The organism is Finegoldia sp., assembly GCF_046991905.1.
Taxonomy (GTDB): Bacteria; Bacillota; Clostridia; order Tissierellales; family Peptoniphilaceae; genus Finegoldia.
This window is the reverse complement of record NZ_JBKWZF010000020.1, coordinates 19,773-43,842: the sequence shown is the minus strand read 5'-3', so window position 1 is coordinate 43,842 and position 24,070 is coordinate 19,773. Positions and strand designations below refer to the sequence as shown.

23 protein-coding genes are annotated in these 24,070 nt (G+C 33.4%); 22 read left to right on the top strand and 1 reads right to left on the bottom strand.

The window, feature by feature from the left end; translation table 11 throughout:
• Positions 1 to 135 precede the first annotated feature (135 nt).
• The 15 genes from ACLUJM_RS08665 to ACLUJM_RS08595 all read left to right on the top strand — a co-directional run bounded on the left by ACLUJM_RS08665 (position 136) and on the right by ACLUJM_RS08595 (position 11,230).
• On the top strand, positions 136 to 744 hold the full coding sequence (locus ACLUJM_RS08665; protein ID WP_412412637.1) for a class I SAM-dependent methyltransferase: 609 nt from the start codon (positions 136 to 138) through the stop codon (positions 742 to 744).
• A gap of 27 nt (positions 745 to 771) precedes the next feature.
• Complete coding sequence (locus ACLUJM_RS08660) at positions 772 to 1,398, top strand: L-2-amino-thiazoline-4-carboxylic acid hydrolase (RefSeq protein WP_094223797.1); 627 nt, start codon at positions 772 to 774, stop codon at positions 1,396 to 1,398.
• Between the two features lie 68 nt (positions 1,399 to 1,466).
• Entirely contained in the window at positions 1,467 to 2,405 is a 939-nt protein-coding gene (locus ACLUJM_RS08655) for an alpha/beta hydrolase (protein ID WP_094225121.1), read from the top strand.
• 13 nt (positions 2,406 to 2,418) lie between these two features.
• A complete protein-coding gene (locus ACLUJM_RS08650) occupies positions 2,419 to 2,910 on the top strand; it encodes a methyltransferase family protein (RefSeq protein ID WP_412412636.1) in 492 nt (163 codons plus the stop codon).
• A gap of 983 nt (positions 2,911 to 3,893) precedes the next feature.
• On the top strand, positions 3,894 to 5,432 hold the full coding sequence (locus ACLUJM_RS08645; RefSeq protein ID WP_412412635.1) for a HEPN domain-containing protein: 1,539 nt from the start codon (positions 3,894 to 3,896) through the stop codon (positions 5,430 to 5,432).
• A gap of 196 nt (positions 5,433 to 5,628) precedes the next feature.
• Entirely contained in the window at positions 5,629 to 6,018 is a 390-nt protein-coding gene (locus ACLUJM_RS08640; protein WP_412412634.1) for an MgtC/SapB family protein, read from the top strand.
• Between the two features lie 4 nt (positions 6,019 to 6,022).
• Positions 6,023 to 6,283, top strand: coding sequence for a hypothetical protein (locus ACLUJM_RS08635; RefSeq protein ID WP_242430164.1), 261 nt, complete (start codon positions 6,023 to 6,025; stop codon positions 6,281 to 6,283).
• A gap of 5 nt (positions 6,284 to 6,288) precedes the next feature.
• Positions 6,289 to 6,597, top strand: a complete 309-nt coding sequence (locus ACLUJM_RS08630; protein WP_094206217.1) for a hypothetical protein — start codon at positions 6,289 to 6,291, stop codon at positions 6,595 to 6,597.
• 300 nt (positions 6,598 to 6,897) lie between these two features.
• Complete coding sequence (locus ACLUJM_RS08625; RefSeq protein WP_242430163.1) at positions 6,898 to 7,188, top strand: hypothetical protein; 291 nt, start codon at positions 6,898 to 6,900, stop codon at positions 7,186 to 7,188.
• Complete coding sequence (locus ACLUJM_RS08620) at positions 7,185 to 7,478, top strand: hypothetical protein (RefSeq protein ID WP_242430162.1); 294 nt, start codon at positions 7,185 to 7,187, stop codon at positions 7,476 to 7,478. Before ACLUJM_RS08625 ends, ACLUJM_RS08620 begins: the two co-directional genes overlap by 4 nt.
• A 106-nt stretch (positions 7,479 to 7,584) precedes the next feature.
• On the top strand, positions 7,585 to 8,568 hold the full coding sequence (locus tag ACLUJM_RS08615; protein ID WP_412412633.1) for an aromatic acid exporter family protein: 984 nt from the start codon (positions 7,585 to 7,587) through the stop codon (positions 8,566 to 8,568).
• Positions 8,569 to 8,572: 4 nt separating this feature from the next.
• The gene (locus tag ACLUJM_RS08610; protein WP_412412632.1) at positions 8,573 to 9,052 is read left to right on the top strand and encodes an NAD(P)H-dependent oxidoreductase subunit E; all 480 of its coding nucleotides are present in this window, start codon (positions 8,573 to 8,575) and stop codon (positions 9,050 to 9,052) included.
• Between the two features lie 118 nt (positions 9,053 to 9,170).
• Positions 9,171 to 10,163 (top strand): NADH:flavin oxidoreductase, encoded by a 993-nt coding sequence (locus ACLUJM_RS08605; protein ID WP_094206214.1) that lies wholly within the window; start codon positions 9,171 to 9,173, stop codon positions 10,161 to 10,163.
• Between the two features lie 9 nt (positions 10,164 to 10,172).
• Positions 10,173 to 10,586 carry a MarR family winged helix-turn-helix transcriptional regulator gene (locus ACLUJM_RS08600; protein WP_094206213.1) on the top strand — a complete coding sequence of 138 codons (414 nt, stop codon included), beginning with the start codon at positions 10,173 to 10,175 and terminating at the stop codon, positions 10,584 to 10,586.
• A gap of 20 nt (positions 10,587 to 10,606) precedes the next feature.
• On the top strand, positions 10,607 to 11,230 hold the full coding sequence (locus ACLUJM_RS08595; RefSeq protein WP_094206212.1) for a nitroreductase family protein: 624 nt from the start codon (positions 10,607 to 10,609) through the stop codon (positions 11,228 to 11,230).
• A gap of 85 nt (positions 11,231 to 11,315) precedes the next feature.
• Here the strand turns inward: ACLUJM_RS08595 and ACLUJM_RS08590 are convergent, their stop codons facing one another.
• Positions 11,316 to 12,323, bottom strand: a complete 1,008-nt coding sequence (locus ACLUJM_RS08590; RefSeq protein ID WP_094206211.1) for a potassium channel family protein — start codon at positions 12,321 to 12,323, stop codon at positions 11,316 to 11,318.
• Between the two features lie 126 nt (positions 12,324 to 12,449).
• On the opposite strand from ACLUJM_RS08590, the gene proC reads away from it, so the two are divergent.
• The 7 genes from proC (at position 12,450) to purB (ending at position 24,017) form a co-directional block, all read left to right on the top strand.
• A complete protein-coding gene (gene proC, locus ACLUJM_RS08585) occupies positions 12,450 to 13,256 on the top strand; it encodes a pyrroline-5-carboxylate reductase (RefSeq protein ID WP_094206210.1) in 807 nt (268 codons plus the stop codon).
• A gap of 323 nt (positions 13,257 to 13,579) precedes the next feature.
• Entirely contained in the window at positions 13,580 to 14,278 is a 699-nt protein-coding gene (purC, locus tag ACLUJM_RS08580) for a phosphoribosylaminoimidazolesuccinocarboxamide synthase (protein ID WP_094206209.1), read from the top strand.
• 1 nt (position 14,279) lies between these two features.
• Positions 14,280 to 15,626, top strand: coding sequence for an amidophosphoribosyltransferase (gene purF / locus ACLUJM_RS08575; RefSeq protein ID WP_094206208.1), 1,347 nt, complete (start codon positions 14,280 to 14,282; stop codon positions 15,624 to 15,626).
• An 8-nt stretch (positions 15,627 to 15,634) separates the two neighbouring features.
• Positions 15,635 to 16,189, top strand: a complete 555-nt coding sequence (locus ACLUJM_RS08570; RefSeq protein WP_094206207.1) for a phosphoribosylglycinamide formyltransferase — start codon at positions 15,635 to 15,637, stop codon at positions 16,187 to 16,189.
• Positions 16,177 to 17,682, top strand: coding sequence for a bifunctional phosphoribosylaminoimidazolecarboxamide formyltransferase/IMP cyclohydrolase (gene purH / locus ACLUJM_RS08565; protein ID WP_094206206.1), 1,506 nt, complete (start codon positions 16,177 to 16,179; stop codon positions 17,680 to 17,682). Before ACLUJM_RS08570 ends, purH begins: the two co-directional genes overlap by 13 nt.
• 15 nt (positions 17,683 to 17,697) lie before the next feature.
• The gene (locus tag ACLUJM_RS08560) at positions 17,698 to 22,590 is read left to right on the top strand and encodes a phosphoribosylformylglycinamidine synthase (protein ID WP_412412631.1); all 4,893 of its coding nucleotides are present in this window, start codon (positions 17,698 to 17,700) and stop codon (positions 22,588 to 22,590) included.
• The gene (gene purB / locus ACLUJM_RS08555; protein WP_306479227.1) at positions 22,590 to 24,017 is read left to right on the top strand and encodes an adenylosuccinate lyase; all 1,428 of its coding nucleotides are present in this window, start codon (positions 22,590 to 22,592) and stop codon (positions 24,015 to 24,017) included. The genes ACLUJM_RS08560 and purB overlap by 1 nt, the downstream gene beginning before the upstream one ends.
• The last annotated feature ends 53 nt before the right edge of the window (positions 24,018 to 24,070 follow it).

Below are 24,070 nucleotides of genomic sequence, written 5' to 3'. Positions count from 1 at the left end.
AAAAAAAGTAATATGAAATTTGTTGTGGAAGTCTTAATCTATCGTCAACACCAGTTTGTTTTGCATAAAATCTTAAATCAAAATGAGAAAAAGTGGTATAATATAGGTGAGAACAGATATCAATAGGAGGGAGAAATGTTTAAGCGTTTTTTTGAAAATTTTAGAAAACCGAAAGACAATTTTGGTGGCAGATTTATGTTAAAAAGCATGAATAAAGGACATGAAAAATTAGCAAGTTGGGGAAGGTCTTACATAAATATTGAAAACGATTATATTGTCCTAGATTTGGGCTGCGGCGGGGGTCGTAACATAGAATATTTTTTAACTAAAGCAAAAAAAGTTTACGGAATTGACCACTCAGAAACAAGTGTAAAGATGGCTAGTGAGATAAACAAAGAAGCGATTGAGGCTGGAAGATGCGAGATTTCGCTGAGAGACGTAAGAAGCCTTCCTTTTGAAGATGAATCCATAGATGTCGTAACAGCTTTTGAAACTATTTATTTTTGGAATGACATAAAAGAATGTTTCAAAGAAATTTATCGTGTGCTTAAAAAGGGCGGACAATTTTTAATATGCAATGAAGTATCATCTATGAAAAGAAGAGATGTAAAAAAATTAGCGCATATGATAGAAATGGAAGTATACACACCCGACGACTTAACAAAAATGCTTGGAAAATTGGGATTTAATTTTGAATATCATTTAGATAGAAAACAACAAGTCGTATTTATCGCAAGAAAATAGATAAGATAAAGAAAGGCAAGGATAAAAATGAAATATCACAGTTTTTATTTCTATCAGTTTCAACATCCTATGAAAAAAGTTTTGGTGGAAAAATATGGAAGAAAGTATGCAAGGGATATCCTCAAAAAAAGCAAAAAAATTTATCGAAAACTAGTAGAAGAAGCAGATGATATCGGAGATGATAATCCCATGGCATACAATGAGATGTTCGCTCTTGTATTTGTTGCACCATATTTAGCAAGCGAAAAAGAAATTCCGCCAGAGACTATCCAGGAAATGATGCGTCGCTCTCTGTATTTTGTCAAATGGTTTTTTTCATTAACTAATCTAAATACTAAGAGGGGGAAAGAAGCCAATAAGAAAAATATAGTTAAGTATTATAAATGGTATACAGAAGAAAAAGAAAAGCTCTATCCCACATCATTTAAGGTCGATTTTGAGGGAGAACCATATGAGGGCGCTTGTTATTATAGAATTACTCGCTGCCCTATTTGCACATACACTAAAAAGCTTGGGGTACATGAATTAATGCCGCTATTCTGTGAATTGGATGAGGTTATGATAAGTCTTCAACATGGAGTTTTACATAGAAAAGGCACGATAGCAAATGGGGCAGATTGTTGTGATTATTTTATCACAGGTGATAGAGAATGAACCAATGTTATATGAATAAGAAATTGGTAAAGTTTGTGATTAATTTATTATTATTGGAGTAGACTAAAATGAGCTTAACTTATAAAATTGCATCGACAATTGTAAGACTTATCGGAGTCAAAAAAATGTTTTTAAAGAACAAAGAAGAGATGCTTGAGTATGCAAAAGGTGAAAATGCAAAAATAGTATTTGATTTAGAAAAGGCAAAGAAAAGAGCCGAGAGAAAAAATTACTATCTTTATGACAGAGATGTTATGGGTTACAGACTGATTTCATATCAAAAAAATCAAATTCCTTCCGAAGGCGCAGTTCTTTATCTATTTGGCGGAGGAATGATAACACAACCGGACAAATTGGACTTTGCTTTGTCGGAAAGAATAATGCAACAAACCGGAAAAGATGTATGGTTTTTATTTTATCCTCTTTGTTCAGAAAATGTAAAGATAGATAAGACATATGAAGTATCATTTGAAGCCTATAGGCTGATGACCGAAAGTTACAAGTCAGAAAACATCAGCGTCCTTGGATTTTCATCAGGAGCTTGTCTATCACTAGGGATTTTTTTGCATAACAACGCCATAGGAAGACCACTTCCAATGCCAGGCAAGATTATTTCAGTTTCTCCAGGAGGAATTCCAGATGTAACTGTCGATGAAAATAAAGAAATTTGGGAGAAATTAAAAGAACTTAACCACAAGGATGTAATGATTGATCCGACGTACATTAAAACAGCAAGAGAAATCGCAAAAGGAGATGAAGACATACCTGAATATATGTTAGATGGAACTGTAGGAGATTTTACCGATTTTCCGAAAACATATTTTTATTACGGCGAAAATGAATGCCTCTATGCCTTTGCGCAAACCTTTAAAAAAGCAATGGAAAAATACCACGTACCATACGAAATTATTGTTGGAAAAGGAATGTGCCACTGCTATCCATTGGTGAGATTTTTTAAAGAAGGAAGAGAAGCACAAGATGAAATTATTGAATTGTTAGGACAATAATTGAGGACAGGCAATGAAATCAGAAGAATTTAAAATGCCGATATTCGGTGTCGGGCCAATATATGTAATAACATGTCTAATCCTTACAATAGCTGGGATATGGCTTCATCTCAATGGATGCATTTATCAAGGGAAAATCATTAAAGGCAAAATGTTTTTTATTATAGCAGCAATATTCATGATCCTTTTAGGAATATATTTATGGATACAAGCAGTAATAGTTCAGAAAATAAATAAAAAAGTTACAGAAAAAAAGTTGATAACAACAGGAGTATACAGTATAGTAAGAAATCCTATTTATTCAGCATTTATATTTATATTCACAGGTCTACTTTTATTTACAGCAAACTATATTTTATTAATACTTCCATTTGTATTTTGGGCTTTTTTAACAATATTAATGAAAAACACAGAAGAAAAATGGTTAAAAAATGAATTTGGAGAAGAATATGAAATATATTTAAAACAAGTAAATCGAGTAATTCCACGGATCAGAAGAAAATAAAATTAATCTTATGCAAGCATCTACAGTTGTAGGTGCTTTTTTATGGATAATTTTAGGAAGAGGTAGTAAATACAGAAAAATATAAAGCTGAATCGTCAAATACATGAATGAAAACACGTCAAATACTTGAATTAAAACACGTCAAATACATGAATGAAAAACCGTCAAATACATGAATAAAAAACCGCCAAATACATGAATAAAAAACCGCCAAATACATGAATGAATATCTACTAAAGCAATGTGCATGGGAATAAATTATTCAAAAGTATCCAATATTAGATAAAGATAATAAATAAAAGGTAAAAATATTACGCATAAATGTTGCCTTAAATTAACATAAATTGCTATTTATGGCGAAATACAAATTACCTTTAAGAAAACTAAGTGAATGCATCGAGAAAAAAGTAGACATAATCCTTGTTGAATTTAAGTCAGGAATAAAAATAGAAGTTGAATTGACTAAAGGCTCTGTGTGAGCTGAACACAAAAATCCGGAATGCGGATGGAAGTGGGGATGCCAAAATACACAAAAGTAGAATTTGAATTTTAATGTGATAATAACAAGCATAACCAACATATTTGGTATAATATTATCAAAAGTAATCGAAAATAATCGTGAGTTAACCGTGTGAAATCAAACTTTTCAATTAATACAAATGGCTTTAAATAGCTAAAAAACAATAATGATCGTGAACTAATCGTGCGAATCTAAAAATGGAGGATTAATATGAACTTAAATAAACTCCTTGAAATAAAAGAAGGAAGTAATATAGAACTTAAAAAAGCTAAAAATCATATTAATTAAATTCATAAATGCTAGGCAAATTATAAGGGTTTTATCTTCTCCATACAGTATTCTGAAAACATGTTAAATAAATGATTATTTTAAGAAATAAAAGAAGATTTAAATTTAGAATATTTATTATTTCAAAAAATGAAAAAATAATTTAAAAAGTTGTTTATATTTATCGAGGTTTTAAATGGGAAATATTAATAATTTTAGATTAAATAACAATTACAAGACTAATGGAATGTGGGCATTGAAATTAGAAGATTTATTTGAAAAGAACAGTATGAATATTTCAGACAAAGTAATACCAGGTACTATAGAAATTTCAGAAGGAAGAATTAATTTAGATTTAAATGGTAGCTTTAATAAATTTGGATCTAATTTTAGAACTAATATATATCGTATTTACGGATATTTAAGCTCAGGATTGTTTGTCATTTTAGAAAATTGCTTTATTTGTAACCATAATTTTAATGTTCCAGGTTATGTGGTAGAAAAATATTTTGCGAACATAGGTTATGTAATGGATAAGAACCCAGTACATAATAATTTTAAACTCGAAGAGAAAATTATGGCTACTAAAGTAAATTTTGGAATAGATTACTTGGATAGCTGGTACGATATTGATTTACCGTGGTGCGAAAAATCAGGTGATTTAAAGGATATCACTATACACTATAACAATGATTTTTTTGAGAATAATAAATATGAAATATTAGATGGGAAATTTATTTTAAGTTTAAAGAACGATCAAAATATAAATAGAAGAATTTATGAAGGAGCACAGGTAAATGTTAAACCTTATATATCAATTTACACAAAGAACTACAATGAAGTAGAAATTAAAAGTTTTTTTGAAATTGCAAATTGGGCACTAAGACTTATCGACTTTTTAACACAAACTTTTGGGAAATATACCTATTTTGAATTGTATTTAGAAGATGAAATTAACAGAATGAGAATAGAAAAACTCGAAAATGGGGATTATAAGTATCATAGTCCTATATATAATGGCAGGTTTTTATTCAAACAGGTATTAGAAGAAGCCCCTAAATTGAAAACTGATTCTCTAAGACTAAGCGATATTAAAGACGAATACGGAGATTTACTTAAAGAATGGTTTGAAGAAAAAGATAATTTACAGTATATCATAGATTTATATTATCAAAACATGAATTTGAGTTTAGGTATAGAAACAATTGTAGTAAATCAAATTAAAATGTTAGAGACTTATTATGATAATTTTTTACATGGTAAAGAAGAAAATATACAAAATAAAGATTTGAAATTCAAACAAGCAAAAGATAAAATAAAAAAATTTATGGATAACTCAGGAATCGAAGAATCTGTTAAAGAAAAAATAAATACGATTTTAAATAAAAACCAAAAAAATCATATTACATTAAGAGAAAAATTAGCTATAATTTTAGACGAATTTCCAGATGAACTTAAAATTGTGTTTTCTGAAATAACTCCAAATTGGGACGAAGATACCAATTTTATTTTTAATTTTTCTAAGAGATTAAAAGATACAAGAAATTTCTACACTCATGGAGCAAATAATCATAGAAATACAAGTAGATTTTCAAATATAGATGAGTTTTTAAAAGTGAATTCTGTTTTAAATTGTGTAATTTATTATCTCATTTTAAAAATTTTATATAGGGAAAATAAGGACAAAAGGATATTCCAATATCCATTTTTAAAAGCGAAGACAAGGTTAGTTTAGGGGAAGGGAATAAAATCATTTATTAAATATTATTAAATTTGAAAAATAAGCTAAATTCCAATTTGAATTATTTCCAATACGGAATTATTTCTAAATAGAGAGCGTAAGACGATAGAAATATCGTCTTTTTTATTTTAGTTTCCATAAATGACTTATTCACAATAATTATAGGGTATAAATATATAAGGAGGAATTTATGGATATTTTTTTGGTAGCAACTAGATTAATATTAGCAGCGATACTGGGAGCTGTAATTGGAATAGAGAGAGAAATCAAGAATAGGGCTGCGGGTTTTAGAACTCATATTATTGTAAGTGTTGGGGCGTGTTTGATTATGCTTATTGGAATTGACGGTATTGGTAAGTCTTCATCTGACACTGCCAGGGACACTGCGAGGATTGCAGGGCAAGTTATAAGTGGAATTGGGTTTTTTGGAGCTGGTACTATTCTTCAAAAAAGAATGGCGTATCAGGTCTTACTACAGCTGCAACTTTGTGGTTATCAGGAGCAATTTCGGATATTACGAGGGAGCAATCATCGCTACTGTGATATGCTTAATAACCTTAATTTCATTGAAAGGAATTAGTGATTTGGTTAATAAGAAAACTACAAAATCATATTCAATGATTTTCGATACTTATAATTTTAATCAGGAAAGTTTTTATGAATTTACTTCTAAACAAGGAGTTGAAGTGAGAAAACTAGACATTATTGACGAGGATATGGATGACAAATCAATGATTGAGGTGACTTTTTCTTTTAATAAAAACTATGATATTGACGGATTTTTCAAAAAATTAAAGTCAGAATATAGTTTGCAATCGCTAAAATCTGTTGATGATGAGGAATAGATATTATGAATAGAATTAAAAAACTTTTCCCGTATTTAATGGTCAATGTAATCTGTTTTTATTTGTTGCCATTACTAATGAAAGATACGGGTAGTGGAATGTTTATTTTATTATTTGTAATTCCTGTTATAACTTTTGTGAATGCTATAATGTGTGGCAGGAAGAATTCTTTTGACATTCTTTACCCTCTTTTAGTTATGGCGATTTTCGTGCCTTACGTACTTATTTATATGAATGAAAGTGCCACAATTTATATATTTATTTACGGCGCGATTTCGTTGATGGGATGCTTTGTGGGTAGCAGATTGAGATAAGAGTGGGGAAAATTATGAACTGGATTAATGGGTTCGAGGTTGTATGCTATTTTATCGATTTTTCTTATGATTATGACGTTGGCTTTTAGTTTTATCGATGTTGATTTGTAATATTTTATCATAAAATCAAATACAAAATTTACAAAACAATAATATGATATTTACAAGAAAAAGATAATAGAGAAGTAGAATATAATTATGAAAATATCAATAGTAATATTTTCGCTTGTAAAATAAAGAATAGTTTGATTTGAGCAACATACATTTCGGGAAATAACTGTTCGAAAAACGGAGAAAATAATGGAAAATAGAGCAAATATTCCTATTCTAAGAAAAATTATATTCGGTATTGTCGTTTCGATACTGCTATTGGCAACTATAGCGAGCATCTTTTTGATAGTAAATCATTCCGCAGGTTTTTTCGTTGAAGGAATGATGGGATTTGTCTGCGAAATTGTTTTTCGCGTTTTTTTCATCATTTTATTTTTCTTAGTATTGTTAATGAGTCATTTCATCAAAAAAAAAGAACATCTACAATTATTTGGCGGATTTGTGCAATTTGTTACGTTATTGGATCTTTTTATGCAATGAAAGCTCCGATTGAGGATTTATCATATATTCATTCACCATCTAATATTAAACTTAAATATGTGACTTTTGAAGAAGACAATAATTACGAATTTTCAACATTCTACAAACTTACTGGCTACACACAAAATGACGAGATCGAAATATTTGATTTGAATTGGCAAACCTACGAAAATGAAAAACAAAAATGGGATGACAATGGAAATGTATCGGCAGATATTACATTTCTTCCTCATACAAATGTTTTAATGAAGCTAAATACGCACGATCAACAATCATCAAAGGATAAATAAAATTTGTGAAGCATCTACAATGTAGGTGCTTTTATTGTGGCTAAAATTACCATTTGAAACACAAATTGGGTATAAATAATACAACGAAAGTATATAGGAGTTTATTATGAAAAAATCGATAGTATCTAGAACTATTAAAACTGCATTGGCTTCACTTTTGGCGATAATTGTCTCGCAAGAGTTATCTCTTGAATTTGCAGCTGCGGCAGGTATTATTGCAATACTGAATGTGTTTGATACTAGAAAAGCTACGATAGAAGGTGGATTGAAGAGGACTTTATCAGCAATAATTGCTCTTTTAATTGGAGGGTTCTTATTTGAAAAAATAGGATACAAAACTTGGGTTTTCGGATTGTATTTGCTTTTATTTGTGCCGGTGTCTTTTTTATTGAAGATAGAACTGGGACTTGGTCCTTCAAGTGTAATCGTGACTCATTTATTAGCTTTCGGAAAAATTGATGCATCGATTATTTTGAATGAAATGGCTCTTGTGTTTATAGGGACGGGATTTGCGATGTTGACCAATTTCTACGCTCCTACTAGACAAGACAAATTAAACAGGTTGATCGAAAGCATCGATGACGATATGAAGTTTATATTGAATTTGTTCGGGGAATCTCTTGTTCAAAACTTGGATGTGAAGTTGTATGAGGACAAGATTTCAGAGCTTGAAGCAGACATCGACAGGGCTATTGATATTGCGATTATTGAGAATGACAATTTGTTTGAAAACAGCAGGGATTTACTTCGTGATTTGCGTTTGAGAGAAAGGGAGATGGATTTGTTGCAAGAAATGTATGATGATTTGAGGACGATTCTGCCAGAATATTCAGATGGAAAATACATTTCGGATATTTTAATTGAAACTTCTGAAAATTTGACAGATGGTGAAGAGATGACGAAAGTAAAAAATAGAATTGATTTTCTCAAAAATCATTACCACATGATGAAGCTTCCAGATACCCACGAGGAATTTGCAATTCGTTCGGCGATTTTTCAAGTGTTTCGAAGTCTGGATCAATTTATAGATATTAGCAATCAAATTACAAACAAACCAAATAATAAAATTATGATAAAAACAAGAGGGTGATTATATGTGTGAAGAAAAAAATGAAGAACTGATTTTCAAAGAAAAACTCGACGAAACTGTGGAAAGTTTTGGCAAGGGTAGCCAAGAAGGAGCGAAGGTGTCAATCAGAAATTGCCAGGATTTTTTTGGGTGTGTGTCGATTAGTCACCAAAAACAAATCGCACAAGCTTTTGAAATTGACGAGAAATACATCAAGACGATTATAAAATTCATTCCATCTATCAAAGAATCCAAGGTTGAATACGAGATTGTATGCTGCTCGGGACCGAGATGTGCGAAGAATGGATCAATGGAAGTGTTGAAGACTGTGAAAAAAGAGCTTGGCATGGATTTTAATGAAACATCTGCTGATGGGAAAATTCGACTAAGAACGCAAAACTGTTTCAAGAAATGCAAAGATGGTCCCAATATTATGATTAATGGCAAGTTCTATCATCACATGAATGCGGATAAAACAAAAGAAGTGCTACGAAATCTTAAGTAAATTATTTAAAATGCGAGAATTAACAAAATACATTTGACAAAATATATTATTAGTATTATATTTAATACATCAATAATTGACGTATTAAATATTGACTAATCAACGAATGGAGGTAAACATGAAATTATCACAAGAATTGAAATCAAAGAATATTAATTTTAAAAACAGAGTCGTAATGCCGCCTATGGCTACTGCAAAGGCTGACGAAAACGGTCATATTACAGATGAAATCTTGAACTATTATGAAGAAAAGACTAAAAACAGATTATTTTCAACTGTAATTATTGAACACAGCTTTGTGGATGCTTTAGGAAAAGCCAGCAAAAATCAAACATCTATAGCAGATGATTCTACAATAGATGGAATGAGAAAACTTGCAAATTTAGTTAAAGCCAATGGTTCATCGGTAATATTGCAAATTTCTCACGCTGGTAGTTCTACTAGTGAAGAAGTTATCGGACAACAACCAGTAGCACCATCAGCTATCAAGAATCCATCGAAATCGACAGGAGAACTTCCAAGAGAACTGCATGTTGAAGAAATAGAACAAATTATTGATAAATTTGTCGATGCAGCAGTAAGATCAAAAGAAGCAGGATTTGATGGTGTGGAAATCCATTCTGCTCATGGATATTTATTGAACCAATTCTTATCTCCATTAACTAATAAAAGAACAGATGAATACGGTGGAGATATCGATGGGAGAATTAAAATTCATTTGGAAATTATAAGAAAAATCAGAGAAAAAGTAGGAAATGAGTATCCAATTTTTATAAGAGTGGGAGCTGGAGATTATTTAGATGGAGGACTTTCAACAGACGATAGCATACATGCATGTAAAGAGTTTATAAAAGCTGGAGTGGATGTTCTGGATATTTCTGGTGGAATGTGTATGTTCTCAATCGATGATAAAAGAGCAGGATTCTTCGATTTTTTAGCAAAGCCAATTTTTGAAAATGTAGATGTGCCAGTAATTTTGACTGGAGGAGTAAAAACAGGTGATGATATAGAGGACATATTGAACCGTGGAGTATGCGATTTGGTAGGAGTTGGAAGATCAGTGTTCAAGGATTCCAATTGGATGAATGAACAAATCAAACCAATTATGTAAAGGGAAAATATGGAACTTAAGCAATTTAGTAATGCTTTGCACAAACTTAGATGTGTGGAGCAAAATCTTACAAAAGAATTTGAAAATAGTACAGGATTTTCCTTAACCAGATACGAAATATTGTTATATCTGGATGAGAAAAAACAAAGCCTTCAAACAGAGATTGCTGAACATATAGGAATTGATCCTGCGGCGATTACTCGTCAACTCAAAATTTTAGAAAAAGAAGGATTTGTTACAAGAGATAGAAACGCTGACAATGCAAGAGAAATCATAGTTACACTCACGGATTATGCGAAATCTGAACTACAAATTTGCAAGCAAAATCACAAGGACAATCCGTGCAATGTTGCAGTGTCTATTTCAAAAAAAGAGATTGAAGATTTAATGGAGATTTTGGAATCTATTGAAGAAAAATTGTAATAACAAATAGGGGGTATTTAATGAATAATAATTTTGAAGATGTTGTATTTAATAGACATTCTGTAAAAGAATTTGATGTAAACAAAAAAATTGACAGAGAAGAAATGATACAAATTTTAGAAGAAGCAACACTTGCACCATCGTCAGTGAATCTTCAACCATGGAGATTTGTGGTTGTTGAATCTGATGAAGCAAAGGATAAGCTTCGTCCATTGATAAGATTTAATGTTAGACAGAATGATACTTCATCTGCGATGATTTTGATATTTGGAGATATGCAATGCTACGAAAAAGCAGATGAAATCTACAGTAAGGCAGTCGAAAAAGGTTATATGCCAGAAGATGTAAAAAAACAATTGATGGATTTGTTTATGCCAGTTTACAAGAACTATTCAAAATCAAAGATGAATGATGTAGTTAAAATCGATTCAAGTTTGATGGCTATGCAACTTATGCTAGTTGCAAGAGCTCATGGATACGACACAAATGCTATTGGTGGATTTGAAGAAGACCAACTTGCAGAGGCTTTCGGACTTGACCCGGAAAGATATGTTCCTGTGATTATAATCGCAATTGGTAAATCAAATTATGAACACCATGAATCAGTAAGGTTAGATATTAAAGATATTGCAAAATTTGAGTAAATTATAAGATGTATTGAAGTCATTATATTTTCAGGGATAATTTCATGGAAATATCACAAAAATAAGGCTAGCAATTTGCATAGCCTTATTTTGTTTCATCGCCCAAATGTTTTAATTTGTCCACTTGATCTTCTCTGCCGAGGACAATCAATACATCTCCAATTCGGAAAGTGTAGTTAACTGGTGGGTTGAAAATCATTTTATTATCTTCAATTGTTTTAATTGCAAGTACAATCAGACCTGTTTTATTTGGGATTTGGGCTTCAATTAAATTCTTATTTTCAAGATATGAGCCGCTTTTGACCACGACTTCTTCCAAATCCAATTCAACATCGCCAATTCTTGTAACCACATCTAAAAAAGAAATAATATTAGGCTTAGTCATCAACGAAGCCATTCTTTTGCCGCTGATTTCTACAGCGGACAAAGTTTTATTTGCTCCTACTTTCATCAACTTTTCGCTTCCCGATTTAGTAATTGCATTGGCGATTATGTAGATATTTTTGTTGAGATTTCTTGCAGTTAGCACAGTAACGATATTGTCTACTTCAGAATCCAACGTCGATACAAGACCCTTTGCTCTTTCGATTCCTGCGTGTTCCAATACTGCTTCTTCAGTTGACATGCCTTCAACAACTAAAATATCGTGGTGACTGTAATCATCAAGATCTTCACGTTTGTCCGTAATGACAACAAAATTCAAATTTTGATCGATAAAATTATTTATTATTACTTCTGCCAATTCACCAGAACCGCAAATAATGTAATGATCGTTGAGTGAGGCTATTTTCTTTTCCATTTTACTTCCCTTCCAAAAATCTTTAACTTTTCCTTCTACAAACATAGCAACAACCGTAGTAAATGCGTATCCGACGATGCCGACACCCACAAATATCATAATTATAGAGAAAACCTCTGACCAATTACTAGTAGTGCCTACCTCACCGAAGCCAACAGTCGAAATGGTTATAACCGTCATGTATAGTGCATCTATGAAGTCGACTTTTAGCAAAAACATATAGCCAATAACGCCCACGATTAATAAAAGTGCAAATGCATATAAAATAAATTTAAGCTTCCTTTTTTCTTCCATAACTTACTCCTTGATGTTTAAATTATAATATATTTAAAAAGAAAAAACTATACGATTGTAAGCAAAACAAGATAAATAAAATTGAAATCTGATAGAATATAGCTAAGGAAAATTTTGGAGGGGCTAATGAACAAATTATGTTTTATAGGAGCTGGGAACATGGGATCTGCCATGATTTCAGGAGTTGTGAATGCAAATATAATAGATGCGAATAAAATTTGCGTGTCAAATAAATCTGCGGGAAAATTAATAGATTTAAACCAAAAACTAAAAGTTAACACTACAACTGACAACAAAAAAGCGTCTGAAAATTCCGACGTTGTGATACTGGCTGTAAAACCACACATTATCCCTTTGGTTTTGGAAGAAATCAAGGATAATATTAATAAGGAAACTATCGTGATTTCTGTTGCAGCAGGGGTTACTATTTCAGATATTGAAAAAATCACAGGAACTGACAGAAAAATTCTTCGTGTGATGCCCAACACTCCTTGTCTTGTCGGCGAAGGAATGTCTGCGATTTGTCCGAATGAAAATATGAACGACAATGATTTGAAAATCGTGTCGGATATTTTCAATTCTTTTGGTAAAAGCGAAGTAATCGATGAAAGCTTGATGGATTGTGTGATTGGAGTTAGTGGGTCTTCTCCTGCATATGTGTTTATATTTATGGAAGCAATGGCAGATGCAGCTGTGCAAACGGGAATGAAAAGAGATATGGCGTATAAATTCGTTGCACAGTCGGTACTTGGCGCTTCGAAAATGCTTATAGAAACTGGTAAACATCCGGGAGAGTTGAAGGATATGGTGTGTTCTCCGGGTGGGACGACTATCAAAGCTGTGGAAGTTTTGGAGAAATACGGACTTAGAAATGCTGTTATTCAAGGACAATTGGCATGTGTAGAAAAGTCAAAGGAAATGAATGAGAAATAATTTACAATAATTTTACATTAATGTAGTGTGTGAAATTGTTTGTTATTTTTTTACATTTCATGGTGAAAATTATAGGTTGGTGTGATATAATATATTGTAAATTATTTTAATGGGGGCAAAATGATGAGCGTTATTGATATTTCAATAAATTTCATATGTAAGCTTTTTGATTTGAGATTTACAAATCACGATCTAAGCCTTATCAATAAATTGAGAGGCAAATTGATAGCTATTTTTGCGTCCAATAAAAAAGTGTATAATTGTCAAAAAATTTAGGAGAATTCTATCTAGAATTCTCTATTTTTTTATTTTAGGAGGGTATTATGGAAAAATTGTACGAAGGTAAGGCAAAGGAAGTTTATTTAACAGAAAAGGCTGATGAATATATCATCAGATACAAGGATGATGCAACAGCTGGTAACGGTGAAAAGAAAGCTACAATTGCTGGTAAGGGTGAACTAAACTTAGCAATCACTACAATGATTTTTGAAATGCTTGAAAAAAACGGCATCAAAACTCACTACATTGAAACAATCAACAATACTGATATGAGAGTTAAAAAAGTTACTATCATGCCACTTGAAGTTATCGTTAGAAACATCACTGCAGGTTCTTTTGCAAAAAGATACGGCGTTGAAGAAGGAAAAGTTTTAAATCAACCAACTTTTGAATTATCATATAAGAATGATGATTTAGGAGATCCATTGATGTGTGAAGACCACGCAATTGCTCTTGGAGTTATCACAAAAGAAGAATATGACTATTTAAGAGAAGAAACTTTGAAAATCAACGAATTACTTAAAGAATTTTTCTTGAAAATCAACTTAAAATTAGTTGACTTCAAAATCGAATTCGGTAAGACTGACGATGGACAAATCTTATTAGCTGACGAAATCAGCCCAGATACTTGCAGATTGTGGGATAAAGACACTAACCAAAAATTAGACAAAGATATTTTCAGAAGAGATTTAGGAGATTTGACAGAAGGCTACAAAGAAGTTCTAAATAGAATGAGAGGCTAGGATGTGTGGAGTTATAGGGATATATTCTAAGTCCGAAGTTAATAAGAAATTATTTTTCGGACTTAACTCCTTACAACACAGAGGACAAGAATCCTGTGGTATCACCGTTAGTAACGGTGAAAACCTACATAGAGAAAAAGGCATGGGACTTGTTATCGATGTGTTTAAGGAAGAAAATTTGAATAATTTAGTTGGTAATGTAGGAATTGGACATGTAAGATATTCGACAGCTGGTGGTTCTCACGATTACAACACTCAACCATTGATGGCTTTTGCCAAGGGAATTGAAATGAGCTTGGCGCACAATGGAAATCTTATCAATCACCAAATTTTAAGAACAAGACTTGAAGAAGACGGCGTTATGTTCCAAACAGCGATTGACAGTGAAGTTATTTTGTATTTGATTGCTAGATATTACAAAGGTGACATAGTTGAAGCTATCAAAAAAACAATGAAACTTATCAAAGGAGCTTACGCAGTTGTGTTGTGCTTGAAAGATAAGCTTGTAGCATTTCGTGATCCTTTGGGAATTAGACCTCTTGTTATGGGGAAAAATGATGAAGATGTCATGTTTGCATCAGAAAATGCGGCTGTAGAAATAGTTGGAGCAACTGAAATCAGAGATGTAAAACCTGGAGAAATTGTCGTTGTAGACAAAGAAGGAGCCAATTCTTCAATGTATTCTGATGGAAATGAACCACGCCATTGTTTCTTTGAATATGTTTATTTTGCAAGAGAAGATGCAACTTTGGATGGAACTAATGCGTACAATTTCAGAAGAAGATGCGGAGAATATTTGTCAGAAGAATCTCCATGTGATGTCGATTTGGTAGTTCCAGTTCCAGATTCTGGGATTCCATCAGCGATAGGTTTTGCACAAAAAACGGGCATTCCTTACGCACAAGGTTTGGTTAAAAACAGATACATGGGTAGAACTTTCATCAAGCCAACTCAAAAAGAAAGAGAAATGGCTGTTAAATTGAAACTAAATCCACTAAGACATGTATTAAAAGGAAAGAGAGTTGTACTTATAGATGATTCCATTGTAAGAGGAACTACAAGCGCTAATTTGATTCAAAGAATTAGAGAAGCTGGTGCGACAGAAGTTCACATGAGAATCACATCGCCACCTGTAAAATTCCCTTGCTATTACGGAATTGATACTCCTTCCAGAAAGCATTTGATTGCAGCGAACATGGATATCGAAGCTATCCGTGAAAAAATCGGGGCAGATAGCTTAGCGTTTATTTCTATGGAAGGAATGATAAAATCGAGCAGCGACAAAATGGACAAATTCTGTAAGGCTTGTTTTGATGGAGATTATCCAGTAGATCCGATAGTTATATAGGTGATTAAATGAATATTGCAGTTTTTATTTCAGGTACTGGTACCAATTTGAAAGCTCTGTTGGATGCAAAAAAAGACAATTATTTCAAAAGCGATATTGTTGTTGTGGTTAGTAACAAAAATGCAGCTGGTCTTGGTTTTGCGAGAGATTTCAACGTGGATACTTTGGTTTCAAAAGATGACGAAGAAATCATAAATTGTTTAAAATCAAAAAACGTAGATTTGATCGTGTTGGCAGGTTTCTTGCCTAAAATTTCAAAGAGAATTATAAATGAGTTTACAATTGTAAATATCCATCCATCATTGCTTCCAAAATACGGTGGTAAGGGATGTTATGGAATCCATGTTCACGAAAAAGTTTTTGCTAATAAGGAAAAAACTAGCGGTGCAACTGTGCATTTCGTGAATGAAAAATTAGACGATGGAGATATTTTACTTCAAAGGTCTGTGGATATTTCTGATTGTAAATCGGAAGATGAGATAGCAAAGAAAGTTTTGAGAATAGAACATGGCATTTTGAAAGATGCTATAAAAAAATTGGAGGAGAGTTCATGCGCGCATTAATTTCACTAACGGATAAGACAAATGTTGGTAAGTTAGCAAAAAGTTTACAAGAATTGGGATATGAAATCATATCTACAGGTGGTACTTACAAGGAAATCGAAAAATCTGGAGTAAATGTAATAGACATCTCCAAGGTTACAAATTTCCCTGAAATTTTGCAAGGCAGAGTGAAGACTTTGTCACCATACGTTCACGGTGGAATTTTGTACAAGAGAGATAATGATGAACACAAGAAAACTGTAGAAGAATTGAACATTCAACCAATCGACATTGTTGTGGTTAATTTGTACGATTTCCAAAACGCTTTAAAAACTGGTGACCACGACAACATCGTTGAAAACATCGATATCGGTGGTCCAACTTTGATAAGAAGTGCTGCGAAAAATTACAAGGATGTTTTGGTTGTAACAGATCCTTCTGATTACGACGAACTTATCGACAGATTGAAAAACGACAACGTGGAAAATTCATACAGAGAAAAACTAGCAATGAAGGCTTTTAGTTTGACAGCTTACTACGATTCTGTTATTTCAAGATATTTCCAAGAACAAGTTGGAGAACGCAGCAAATACAGAACTTTTGGTTTCAAAAAAGAAGACGAACTTAGATACGGAGAAAACTCACATCAAAGTGCAAATCTTTACATAGACCCATTTGTAAATGGCAAATTGACTGATTGCGAAGTTATTCATGGCAAAGCAATGAGCTTCAACAATTACAACGATTTGAATGTTGCAGTGGAATTAGCTGACGAATTGGGAGAAAATTCTTGTGTTGCATTGAAGCACCAATCACCATGCGGCGTTGCCATTGCAGACAGCGTTTCAGAAGCTTACCACAAGGCTTACTTGGCAGATTCAACTTCGATCTTCGGTGGAATTATCGCCATCAATGGAGTTGTAGACGAAAAATGTGCCGAAGAAATGAGCCAAATTTTCTTGGAAATTATAGCTGCCAAGGATTTCGACGAAAAAGCGCTTGAAATTTTAACTAAAAAGAAAAACATCAGACTTGTTAAGATAAAATTCGACAACGATTCAGTAAAAGAAGACATTAAGTATTTGAATGGAAAAGTTTTAATCCAAGACAAAGACTTCGGTGTTGACGAATACAACATAGTTACTAATGAAAAACCAAGTGATGAAGACAAAAAAGATTTGGAATTTGCTATGAAGGTGGTTAAATTCACAAAATCAAATGCAATTGTACTAGCAAAAGATTCTCACACTTTGGGAATTGGTGGAGGACAAACATCTAGGATTTGGGCGTTGGAAAACATAGCCAACAATCACCCGGACGTTGATTTTACTGGATGCGTATTGGCATCAGATGCTTTCTTCCCATTTTCTGATTGCGTAGAATTTGCACACAAATTAGGAGTAAAAGCTATTATTCAACCAGGTGGAAGCATCAAAGATCAAGATTCAATTGACAAATGCAATGAGTACGGAATTAGCATGGTGTTCACAAAAAACAGACATTTTAAACATTAAAAATTGGGAGGTTTTATGAAAATTTTAGTTGTAGGTTCAGGTGGCAGAGAGTTCGCGCTTGGACGTAAAATAAAATCTTTTGATGAAAATAGGAAAGTTTTCTTCGCACCAGGCAATGCTGGAACTGAAGATATCGGAGAAAACGTAGATATTCAAGCGGATGATTTGCAAGGTCTGCTTGAATTTGCAAAGAAAAATGAAATAGACTTCACAGTTGTTGGCCCTGAAAATCCATTGTGCGACGGAATTTCAGATTTGTTCGAAGAAAATGGTCTTAAAATATTTGGACCTGTAAAAAAAGCCGCTGAATTTGAAAACTCAAAATCATTTACGAAAAGATTCTTGGAAAAATACGACATCAATACAGCTAAGTATTTGGAGACCAAAGATTTTGATGAGTCTTATGATTTTGCAAATAAATTGTTGGAAGAAAATGGCAAAGTTGTCGTTAAAAGAGACGGACTTGCAGCTGGAAAAGGTGTCTACATTGTAGATAATTCTGATGATTTGAAGAAAATTTTAAAAGATGTACTAGAAAAAGACAACATGGTTGTCATCGAACAATTCCTCGATGGATTTGAAATGAGTTTGTTGTGCTTTACTGATTCTAAGACAATTCTTCCACTTCCAACTGCGAAGGATCACAAGAAAATTTTCGAAAGAGAAATGGGAGCAAACACTGGCGGCATGGGAACTTACGCTCCAAATGTCGAGGCAGAAGTATTTGTAGATAGAATCAAAAAAAGCGTATTGGATAAAATTCTCACAGGATTAAAAGAAGAAAACATTGATTTCAGAGGGTTGTTGTTCATTGGATTTATGATTACTGATGATGGAATTTACGTTTTGGAATTCAACGCGAGATTTGGAGATCCCGAAACTCAAGTTGTGCTTGAACTTATAGACAACGATTTGTTAGATATTATGATGAAAACAAGCGAAGGAAAGCTATCCGATGTCGATTTGAAAATAAATGACAACAAGGCGCTTTGCGTTGTTCTAAGTGCTGGTGGATATCCAGAAAGTTACGACAAGGGCGATGAGATTACAATTTCTGATATGGACAGTGTTGTTTTCCATGCAGGAACGAAAAAAGTCGACGGAAAAATCGTTACAAATGGCGGCCGTGTGTTAAATATTGTAAATTCTAAAAAGAATTTCGATGATGTTATTAAGGCTTGTTATGAAGATATAGAAAAGGTGGATTTTAAAAACATGTATCACAGAACTGATATTGGTCCTAGAGTTAAAAGAGTTTATGTCAGAAAAAAAGACGAATACGATTATGAATCTAAGGAAAAGAAAAAGCAAATTGAAAACTTACTTGGAATTGATTTGGATAAATTCGTAATTTACAAGAGATACGATTTGGAAATTAGTGATGATAATTTGGGAAAAATTGTCGACACAGTCCTTAGCGAAAAATCTGTAGACGATGTGTTCTACGGAGAAGATGCGTTGAAATTACAAGCTGATATGAAAAACGCAATCGCTGTGGAATATTTGCCAGGACAATTCGACCAAAGAAAACAAGGTGTGCTTGATACATTGAGTTTGATTTTGGATGAAGATGTCGACTGCAAGACATCGACAGTTTACGAAATCGAAGGCGCCAGCAAACAAGATTTGGAAAAAATCGAAAAATATTTGGTAAATCCTGTTGACAGCCACAAGGTTAGTTTGCTTGGAATTCCAACAACTTTGAAACAAGAAAATCCTAAGAATTTGGAAAACGAAACATACAATGGTTTCAGAGATATGAAAGATGATGAGCTTCAAAAATTCGTCGACGATCACTCATTGGCGATGAATGACGAAGATTTGAAATACATCAGAGATTACTTCAAATCAGAAGACCGTGATCCAAACGAAACAGAAATCAAGATTTTGGATACCTACTGGTCAGATCACTGTAGACACACAACTTTTAACACTTTCTTGGATATCGACTTTGACTGTAAGACTAAGTTAGACGAAGCAATTCACAACAGTTTTGAAGAATATTTGAAAGTTAGAGAAGAATTAAACATAGAAAAACCAATCAATCTTATGAGTTTTGGAACGATTTTGTCCAAATACATGAGAAGCAAAAACGAATTTGATGATTTGGAAATTTCATCTGAAATCAACGCTTGTTCTGTAAAAATCAAAGTTCGCGTAGAAGTAAATGGCGCCTATGAAACTAGAGATTATTTGCTGATGTTCAAAAACGAAACACACAATCACCCAACAGAAATCGAACCATTCGGTGGCGCAAGTACATGCTTGGGTGGAGCAATCAGAGACCCACTAAGCGGTAGAGCATTCGTTTACCAAGCTATGAGAATCACAGGAGCAGGAAATCCTCTTACTTCATTGGAAGACACGATGGATGGTAAACTTCCTCAAATAAAAATTACACAAGAAGCTGCGAAGGGATATTCTTCTTACGGAAACCAAATTGGTTTGGCAACTGGATTTGTAGATGAAATTTACCATGACGGATATGTTGCTAAGAGATTGGAATGTGGAGCTGTTATGGCTGCAGCACCAATTGAAAATGTCAAGAGAATTGAACCTGAAAAAGGAGACATCGTAATTTTACTTGGCGGAAGAACTGGACGTGACGGAATTGGTGGAGCGACAGGTTCATCAAAAAGCCACAAAGTTACAAGTATCAAAACAGAATCCGCACAAGTTCAAAAAGGTAACGCACCTGAAGAAAGAAAAATCCAAAGACTTTTCAGAATTCCTGAACTTGCAAGTTTGATCAAAAAATGTAACGACTTCGGAGCCGGTGGAGTGAGCGTTGCGATTGGTGAGCTTCACGATGGTGTAGATATTTATTTGGACAGAGTTCCATTGAAATATAAAGGTCTTAAACCATTTGAAATTGCAATCAGTGAATCACAAGAAAGAATGGCATGTGTAATAGCTAAGAAAGATTTGGAAGAATTTGTAAAATATGCAGACGCAGAGAACATCGAAACAACTGTTGTTGCAGACATCACAGACACTAACAGAATGAGAATGTTCTACGATAAAGATTTAATTGCAGACATCAGCTACGATTTTATCAATACAAATGGTTCAGATAGAAACGCAGAAGTTGAAGTGGTTTCAGAAGATGTTCCAGAAATTTTGACTGGAAAATCAGACGATGCCGACAAGTTCTACGACAAAGTTAAAATGCTTAACATAACATCCAAGAGAGATTTGATAGAAATGTTCGACTCAACGATTGGAAGAAACACAGTTATCAATCCAATGGGAGGTAAATTGCAATTGAATCCTTCTCAAGCGATGGTTGCAAAAATCCCTACTATGGATGGAATTATGAAAACTGTATCCATGATGAGTTACGGATTTGACGCTGATTTGTCCGAACAATCTCAATACTTGGGAGGATACTACGCAGTTATAGAATCAATCAGTAAACTAATCGCTTTGGGTTCTGACAAAAACTTAATCAGATTGACATTCCAAGAATATTACGAAAAAATGCTAGACAAAAAAATCTGGTCCAAACCATTGAAAGCATTACTTGGTGCATTCACTGTCTCCAAACATTTCAAAGCAATGCCAATCGGTGGAAAAGACAGTATGAGTGGAAACTTCGAAGACATCAAGGTTCCACCAACTATGATTTCATTTGCAGTTACACACGAAGATGTTGACAATATCATTACGAATGATTTGAAAGGCAAGGGCAAAATCGGTCTTATCAGAACTCATTACGAAGAAGATGGAACATTGAACCTTGAAAAATTGGAAGAAAACTTCGGTTTTATCACTGAACAAATCAGAAACAAAAATATTATTTCCGCGATTGCCTTGGATAAAAAAGGCTTGTTGGCAAATGTTTTTGAACAATCTGTAGGAAACACTGGTTTTAATATCAAATACGATAATTTGTACAACCCAATGTACGGAAGTTTCATAGTTGAATATATTGAAGACGACGAAAATATCGAACACATCGGTGATTTTGCAGATGAAATTATCGTAAATGATGTTAAATTAGATTCAGAAAAATTACTAGAAGGCTACACTACAGTTTTAAATAAAGTATTCACACCAAAAGAAAAAATTGAATACAAATCAATAGAAAACAAAAAAATCGAACAACGTAGAATGAAATCCAAGAAACCAACCGATACACCTCACGTTGTAATCTTGGCAGCTCCTGGAACAAACTGTGAATGGGATACATTGAATGCATTCAAAGAAAATGGAGCAGATGGGGAAATTGTTCTATTCAAAAACAGAAACCAAGAAGATATATTGAGTTCGATAGATGTTTTGGCAGAAAAAATCAGAAAATCGCAAATATTTGCCATTCCTGGAGGTTTTTCACTAGGGGATGAGCCAGATGGATCAGCTAAGTTCTTGGCAAATATTCTAAGAAATGAGAAAATAAGTAGTGCGATAGATTATTTGTTGAACGAAAACGACGGATTGGTAATTGGAATTTGTAACGGATTCCAAGCTTTGGTGAAGACTGGACTTCTTCCTTATGGAAAAGTTACATCACCACAAGAAGACGATCCAAACTTGACATTCAACACAAACAGAAGACACATTGCAACTTTTGTAGATACATTGTGCTTGACTAATAACAGCCCTTGGACAAATGGAATTGACTTGAACAAAACTTACAAAATGCCGATTTCACACGGTGAAGGAAGATTTGTAATTAAAGAAGACAAACTCAAAGAACTTTTGGATAATGAGCAAGTTTTCTCTGCTTACAAAATCTCTCCAAACGGATCAGACTACAATATCGAAGGAATTTTGTCCAGAGATGGTAAGATTTTGGGAAGAATGTGTCACACTGAAAGAATCGCAGATGATTTGTACAAAAATATTTACGATATCGACAAGCAAAATATTTTTAGAAATGCAGTAGAATACTTCAAGGAGAAATAATGAACAACGATATTTACCAAAGTCCATTAAACACGAGATACGCAAGCCACGAAATGAGCCACAATTTTAGTTCACAAGTTAAGTTTGAAACTTTCAGAAGATTGTGGTTGGCATTGGCGAAATCTGAAAAAGAATTGGGACTTAATATTACAGACGAACAAATAGAAGAATTGCAAACTCACATTTCAGACATTGACTTTGACAAGGCAGCTGAATACGAAAAAGTTCTTCGACATGATGTAATGGCTCACGTGAAAACATACGGAGAAGTGTGTCCAAACGCAGCTGGAATTATCCACTTGGGAGCGACAAGCTGCTATGTAACTGATAACACGGACATTATCGTGATGAGAAATGCTCTTGAAATCGTAGAGAAAAAGTTAGCGATTTTGATTAAACACTTGTCTGATTTTGCGATTAAATACAAAGATTTGCCAACACTTGGCTACACTCATTATCAACCAGCACAATTAGTGACTGTTGGAAAGCGTGCTACTTTGTGGATTCAAGATTTCCTTATGGATTTGGAAGAAGTCATTTACAGAAAAGAAAATTTGAAATTGAGAGGGGTAAAGGGAACTACTGGAACTCAAGCATCATTTTTGAAACTTTTCGACAATGACCACGACAAAGTAAAACAATTGGAAAAGAAAATCGTAAAAGAAATGGGATTTGACAGCGCAGTTAGCGTGAGTGGCCAAACATACACAAGAAAAATCGACTACCACGTGCTTCAAGTTCTATCTTCAATTGCACAATCAGCTCACAAAATGACAAACGACATCAGACTTTTGCAAAACAGAAAAGAATTGGAAGAACCATTTGAAAAAACACAAATAGGTTCATCAGCAATGGCTTACAAGAGAAATCCAATGAGATGCGAAAGAATTTCATCGCTTTCAAAATACGTGATGAGTTTGGTTCAAAACCCACAATTTGTGGCTAGTACTCAATGGCTTGAAAGAACGTTGGACGATTCTGCAAACAAGAGAATGAGCGTTCCAGAAAGCTTCATGGCTGTGGATAGTATTTTGGAAATTGCAATCAACGTTACAGACGGACTTGTTGTTTACGAAAACCAAATCAAAGCTCACGTGAATGAAGAATTACCATTCATGGCGACTGAAAACATATTGATGGAAGCTGTAAAACGTGGCGGCGACAGACAAGAACTTCACGAAAAAATCAGAGAATATTCTATGGTTGCAGGTAGAAGAGTAAAAGAAGAAGGGCTGGACAACAATTTATTAGAATTATTGGAAAAAGACGAAGCGTTTAACTTAAACAAAGACGATTTGAATTCACTTTTAGATGGCAAACTTTACATTGGAAGATGCCCAGAACAAGTGGTTGAATTCATTGAAGAAGACGTCAAACCAGTTATTTCAAAATACGACACAGAATACTCTGTTGATTTGAAAGTTTAAAAATATTAGGAATGCACATGGCTTAGTAGGCTGTGTGCATTTTTTTAGTTGAT

Coding starts and splice junctions, on each gene's coding strand:
- ACLUJM_RS08665 (WP_412412637.1), top strand. CDS start 136: ATGTTTAAGCGTTTTTTTGAAAATTTTAGAAAACCGAAAGACAATTTT.
- ACLUJM_RS08660 (WP_094223797.1), top strand. CDS start 772: ATGAAATATCACAGTTTTTATTTCTATCAGTTTCAACATCCTATGAAA.
- ACLUJM_RS08655 (WP_094225121.1), top strand. CDS start 1,467: ATGAGCTTAACTTATAAAATTGCATCGACAATTGTAAGACTTATCGGA.
- ACLUJM_RS08650 (WP_412412636.1), top strand. CDS start 2,419: ATGAAATCAGAAGAATTTAAAATGCCGATATTCGGTGTCGGGCCAATA.
- ACLUJM_RS08645 (WP_412412635.1), top strand. CDS start 3,894: ATGGGAAATATTAATAATTTTAGATTAAATAACAATTACAAGACTAAT.
- ACLUJM_RS08640 (WP_412412634.1), top strand. CDS start 5,629: ATGGATATTTTTTTGGTAGCAACTAGATTAATATTAGCAGCGATACTG.
- ACLUJM_RS08630 (WP_094206217.1), top strand. CDS start 6,289: ATGAATAGAATTAAAAAACTTTTCCCGTATTTAATGGTCAATGTAATC.
- ACLUJM_RS08625 (WP_242430163.1), top strand. CDS start 6,898: ATGGAAAATAGAGCAAATATTCCTATTCTAAGAAAAATTATATTCGGT.
- ACLUJM_RS08620 (WP_242430162.1), top strand. CDS start 7,185: ATGAAAGCTCCGATTGAGGATTTATCATATATTCATTCACCATCTAAT.
- ACLUJM_RS08615 (WP_412412633.1), top strand. CDS start 7,585: ATGAAAAAATCGATAGTATCTAGAACTATTAAAACTGCATTGGCTTCA.
- ACLUJM_RS08610 (WP_412412632.1), top strand. CDS start 8,573: ATGTGTGAAGAAAAAAATGAAGAACTGATTTTCAAAGAAAAACTCGAC.
- ACLUJM_RS08605 (WP_094206214.1), top strand. CDS start 9,171: ATGAAATTATCACAAGAATTGAAATCAAAGAATATTAATTTTAAAAAC.
- ACLUJM_RS08600 (WP_094206213.1), top strand. CDS start 10,173: ATGGAACTTAAGCAATTTAGTAATGCTTTGCACAAACTTAGATGTGTG.
- ACLUJM_RS08595 (WP_094206212.1), top strand. CDS start 10,607: ATGAATAATAATTTTGAAGATGTTGTATTTAATAGACATTCTGTAAAA.
- ACLUJM_RS08590 (WP_094206211.1), bottom strand. CDS start 12,323: ATGGAAGAAAAAAGGAAGCTTAAATTTATTTTATATGCATTTGCACTT.
- proC (WP_094206210.1), top strand. CDS start 12,450: ATGAACAAATTATGTTTTATAGGAGCTGGGAACATGGGATCTGCCATG.
- purC (WP_094206209.1), top strand. CDS start 13,580: ATGGAAAAATTGTACGAAGGTAAGGCAAAGGAAGTTTATTTAACAGAA.
- purF (WP_094206208.1), top strand. CDS start 14,280: ATGTGTGGAGTTATAGGGATATATTCTAAGTCCGAAGTTAATAAGAAA.
- ACLUJM_RS08570 (WP_094206207.1), top strand. CDS start 15,635: ATGAATATTGCAGTTTTTATTTCAGGTACTGGTACCAATTTGAAAGCT.
- purH (WP_094206206.1), top strand. CDS start 16,177: ATGCGCGCATTAATTTCACTAACGGATAAGACAAATGTTGGTAAGTTA.
- ACLUJM_RS08560 (WP_412412631.1), top strand. CDS start 17,698: ATGAAAATTTTAGTTGTAGGTTCAGGTGGCAGAGAGTTCGCGCTTGGA.
- purB (WP_306479227.1), top strand. CDS start 22,590: ATGAACAACGATATTTACCAAAGTCCATTAAACACGAGATACGCAAGC.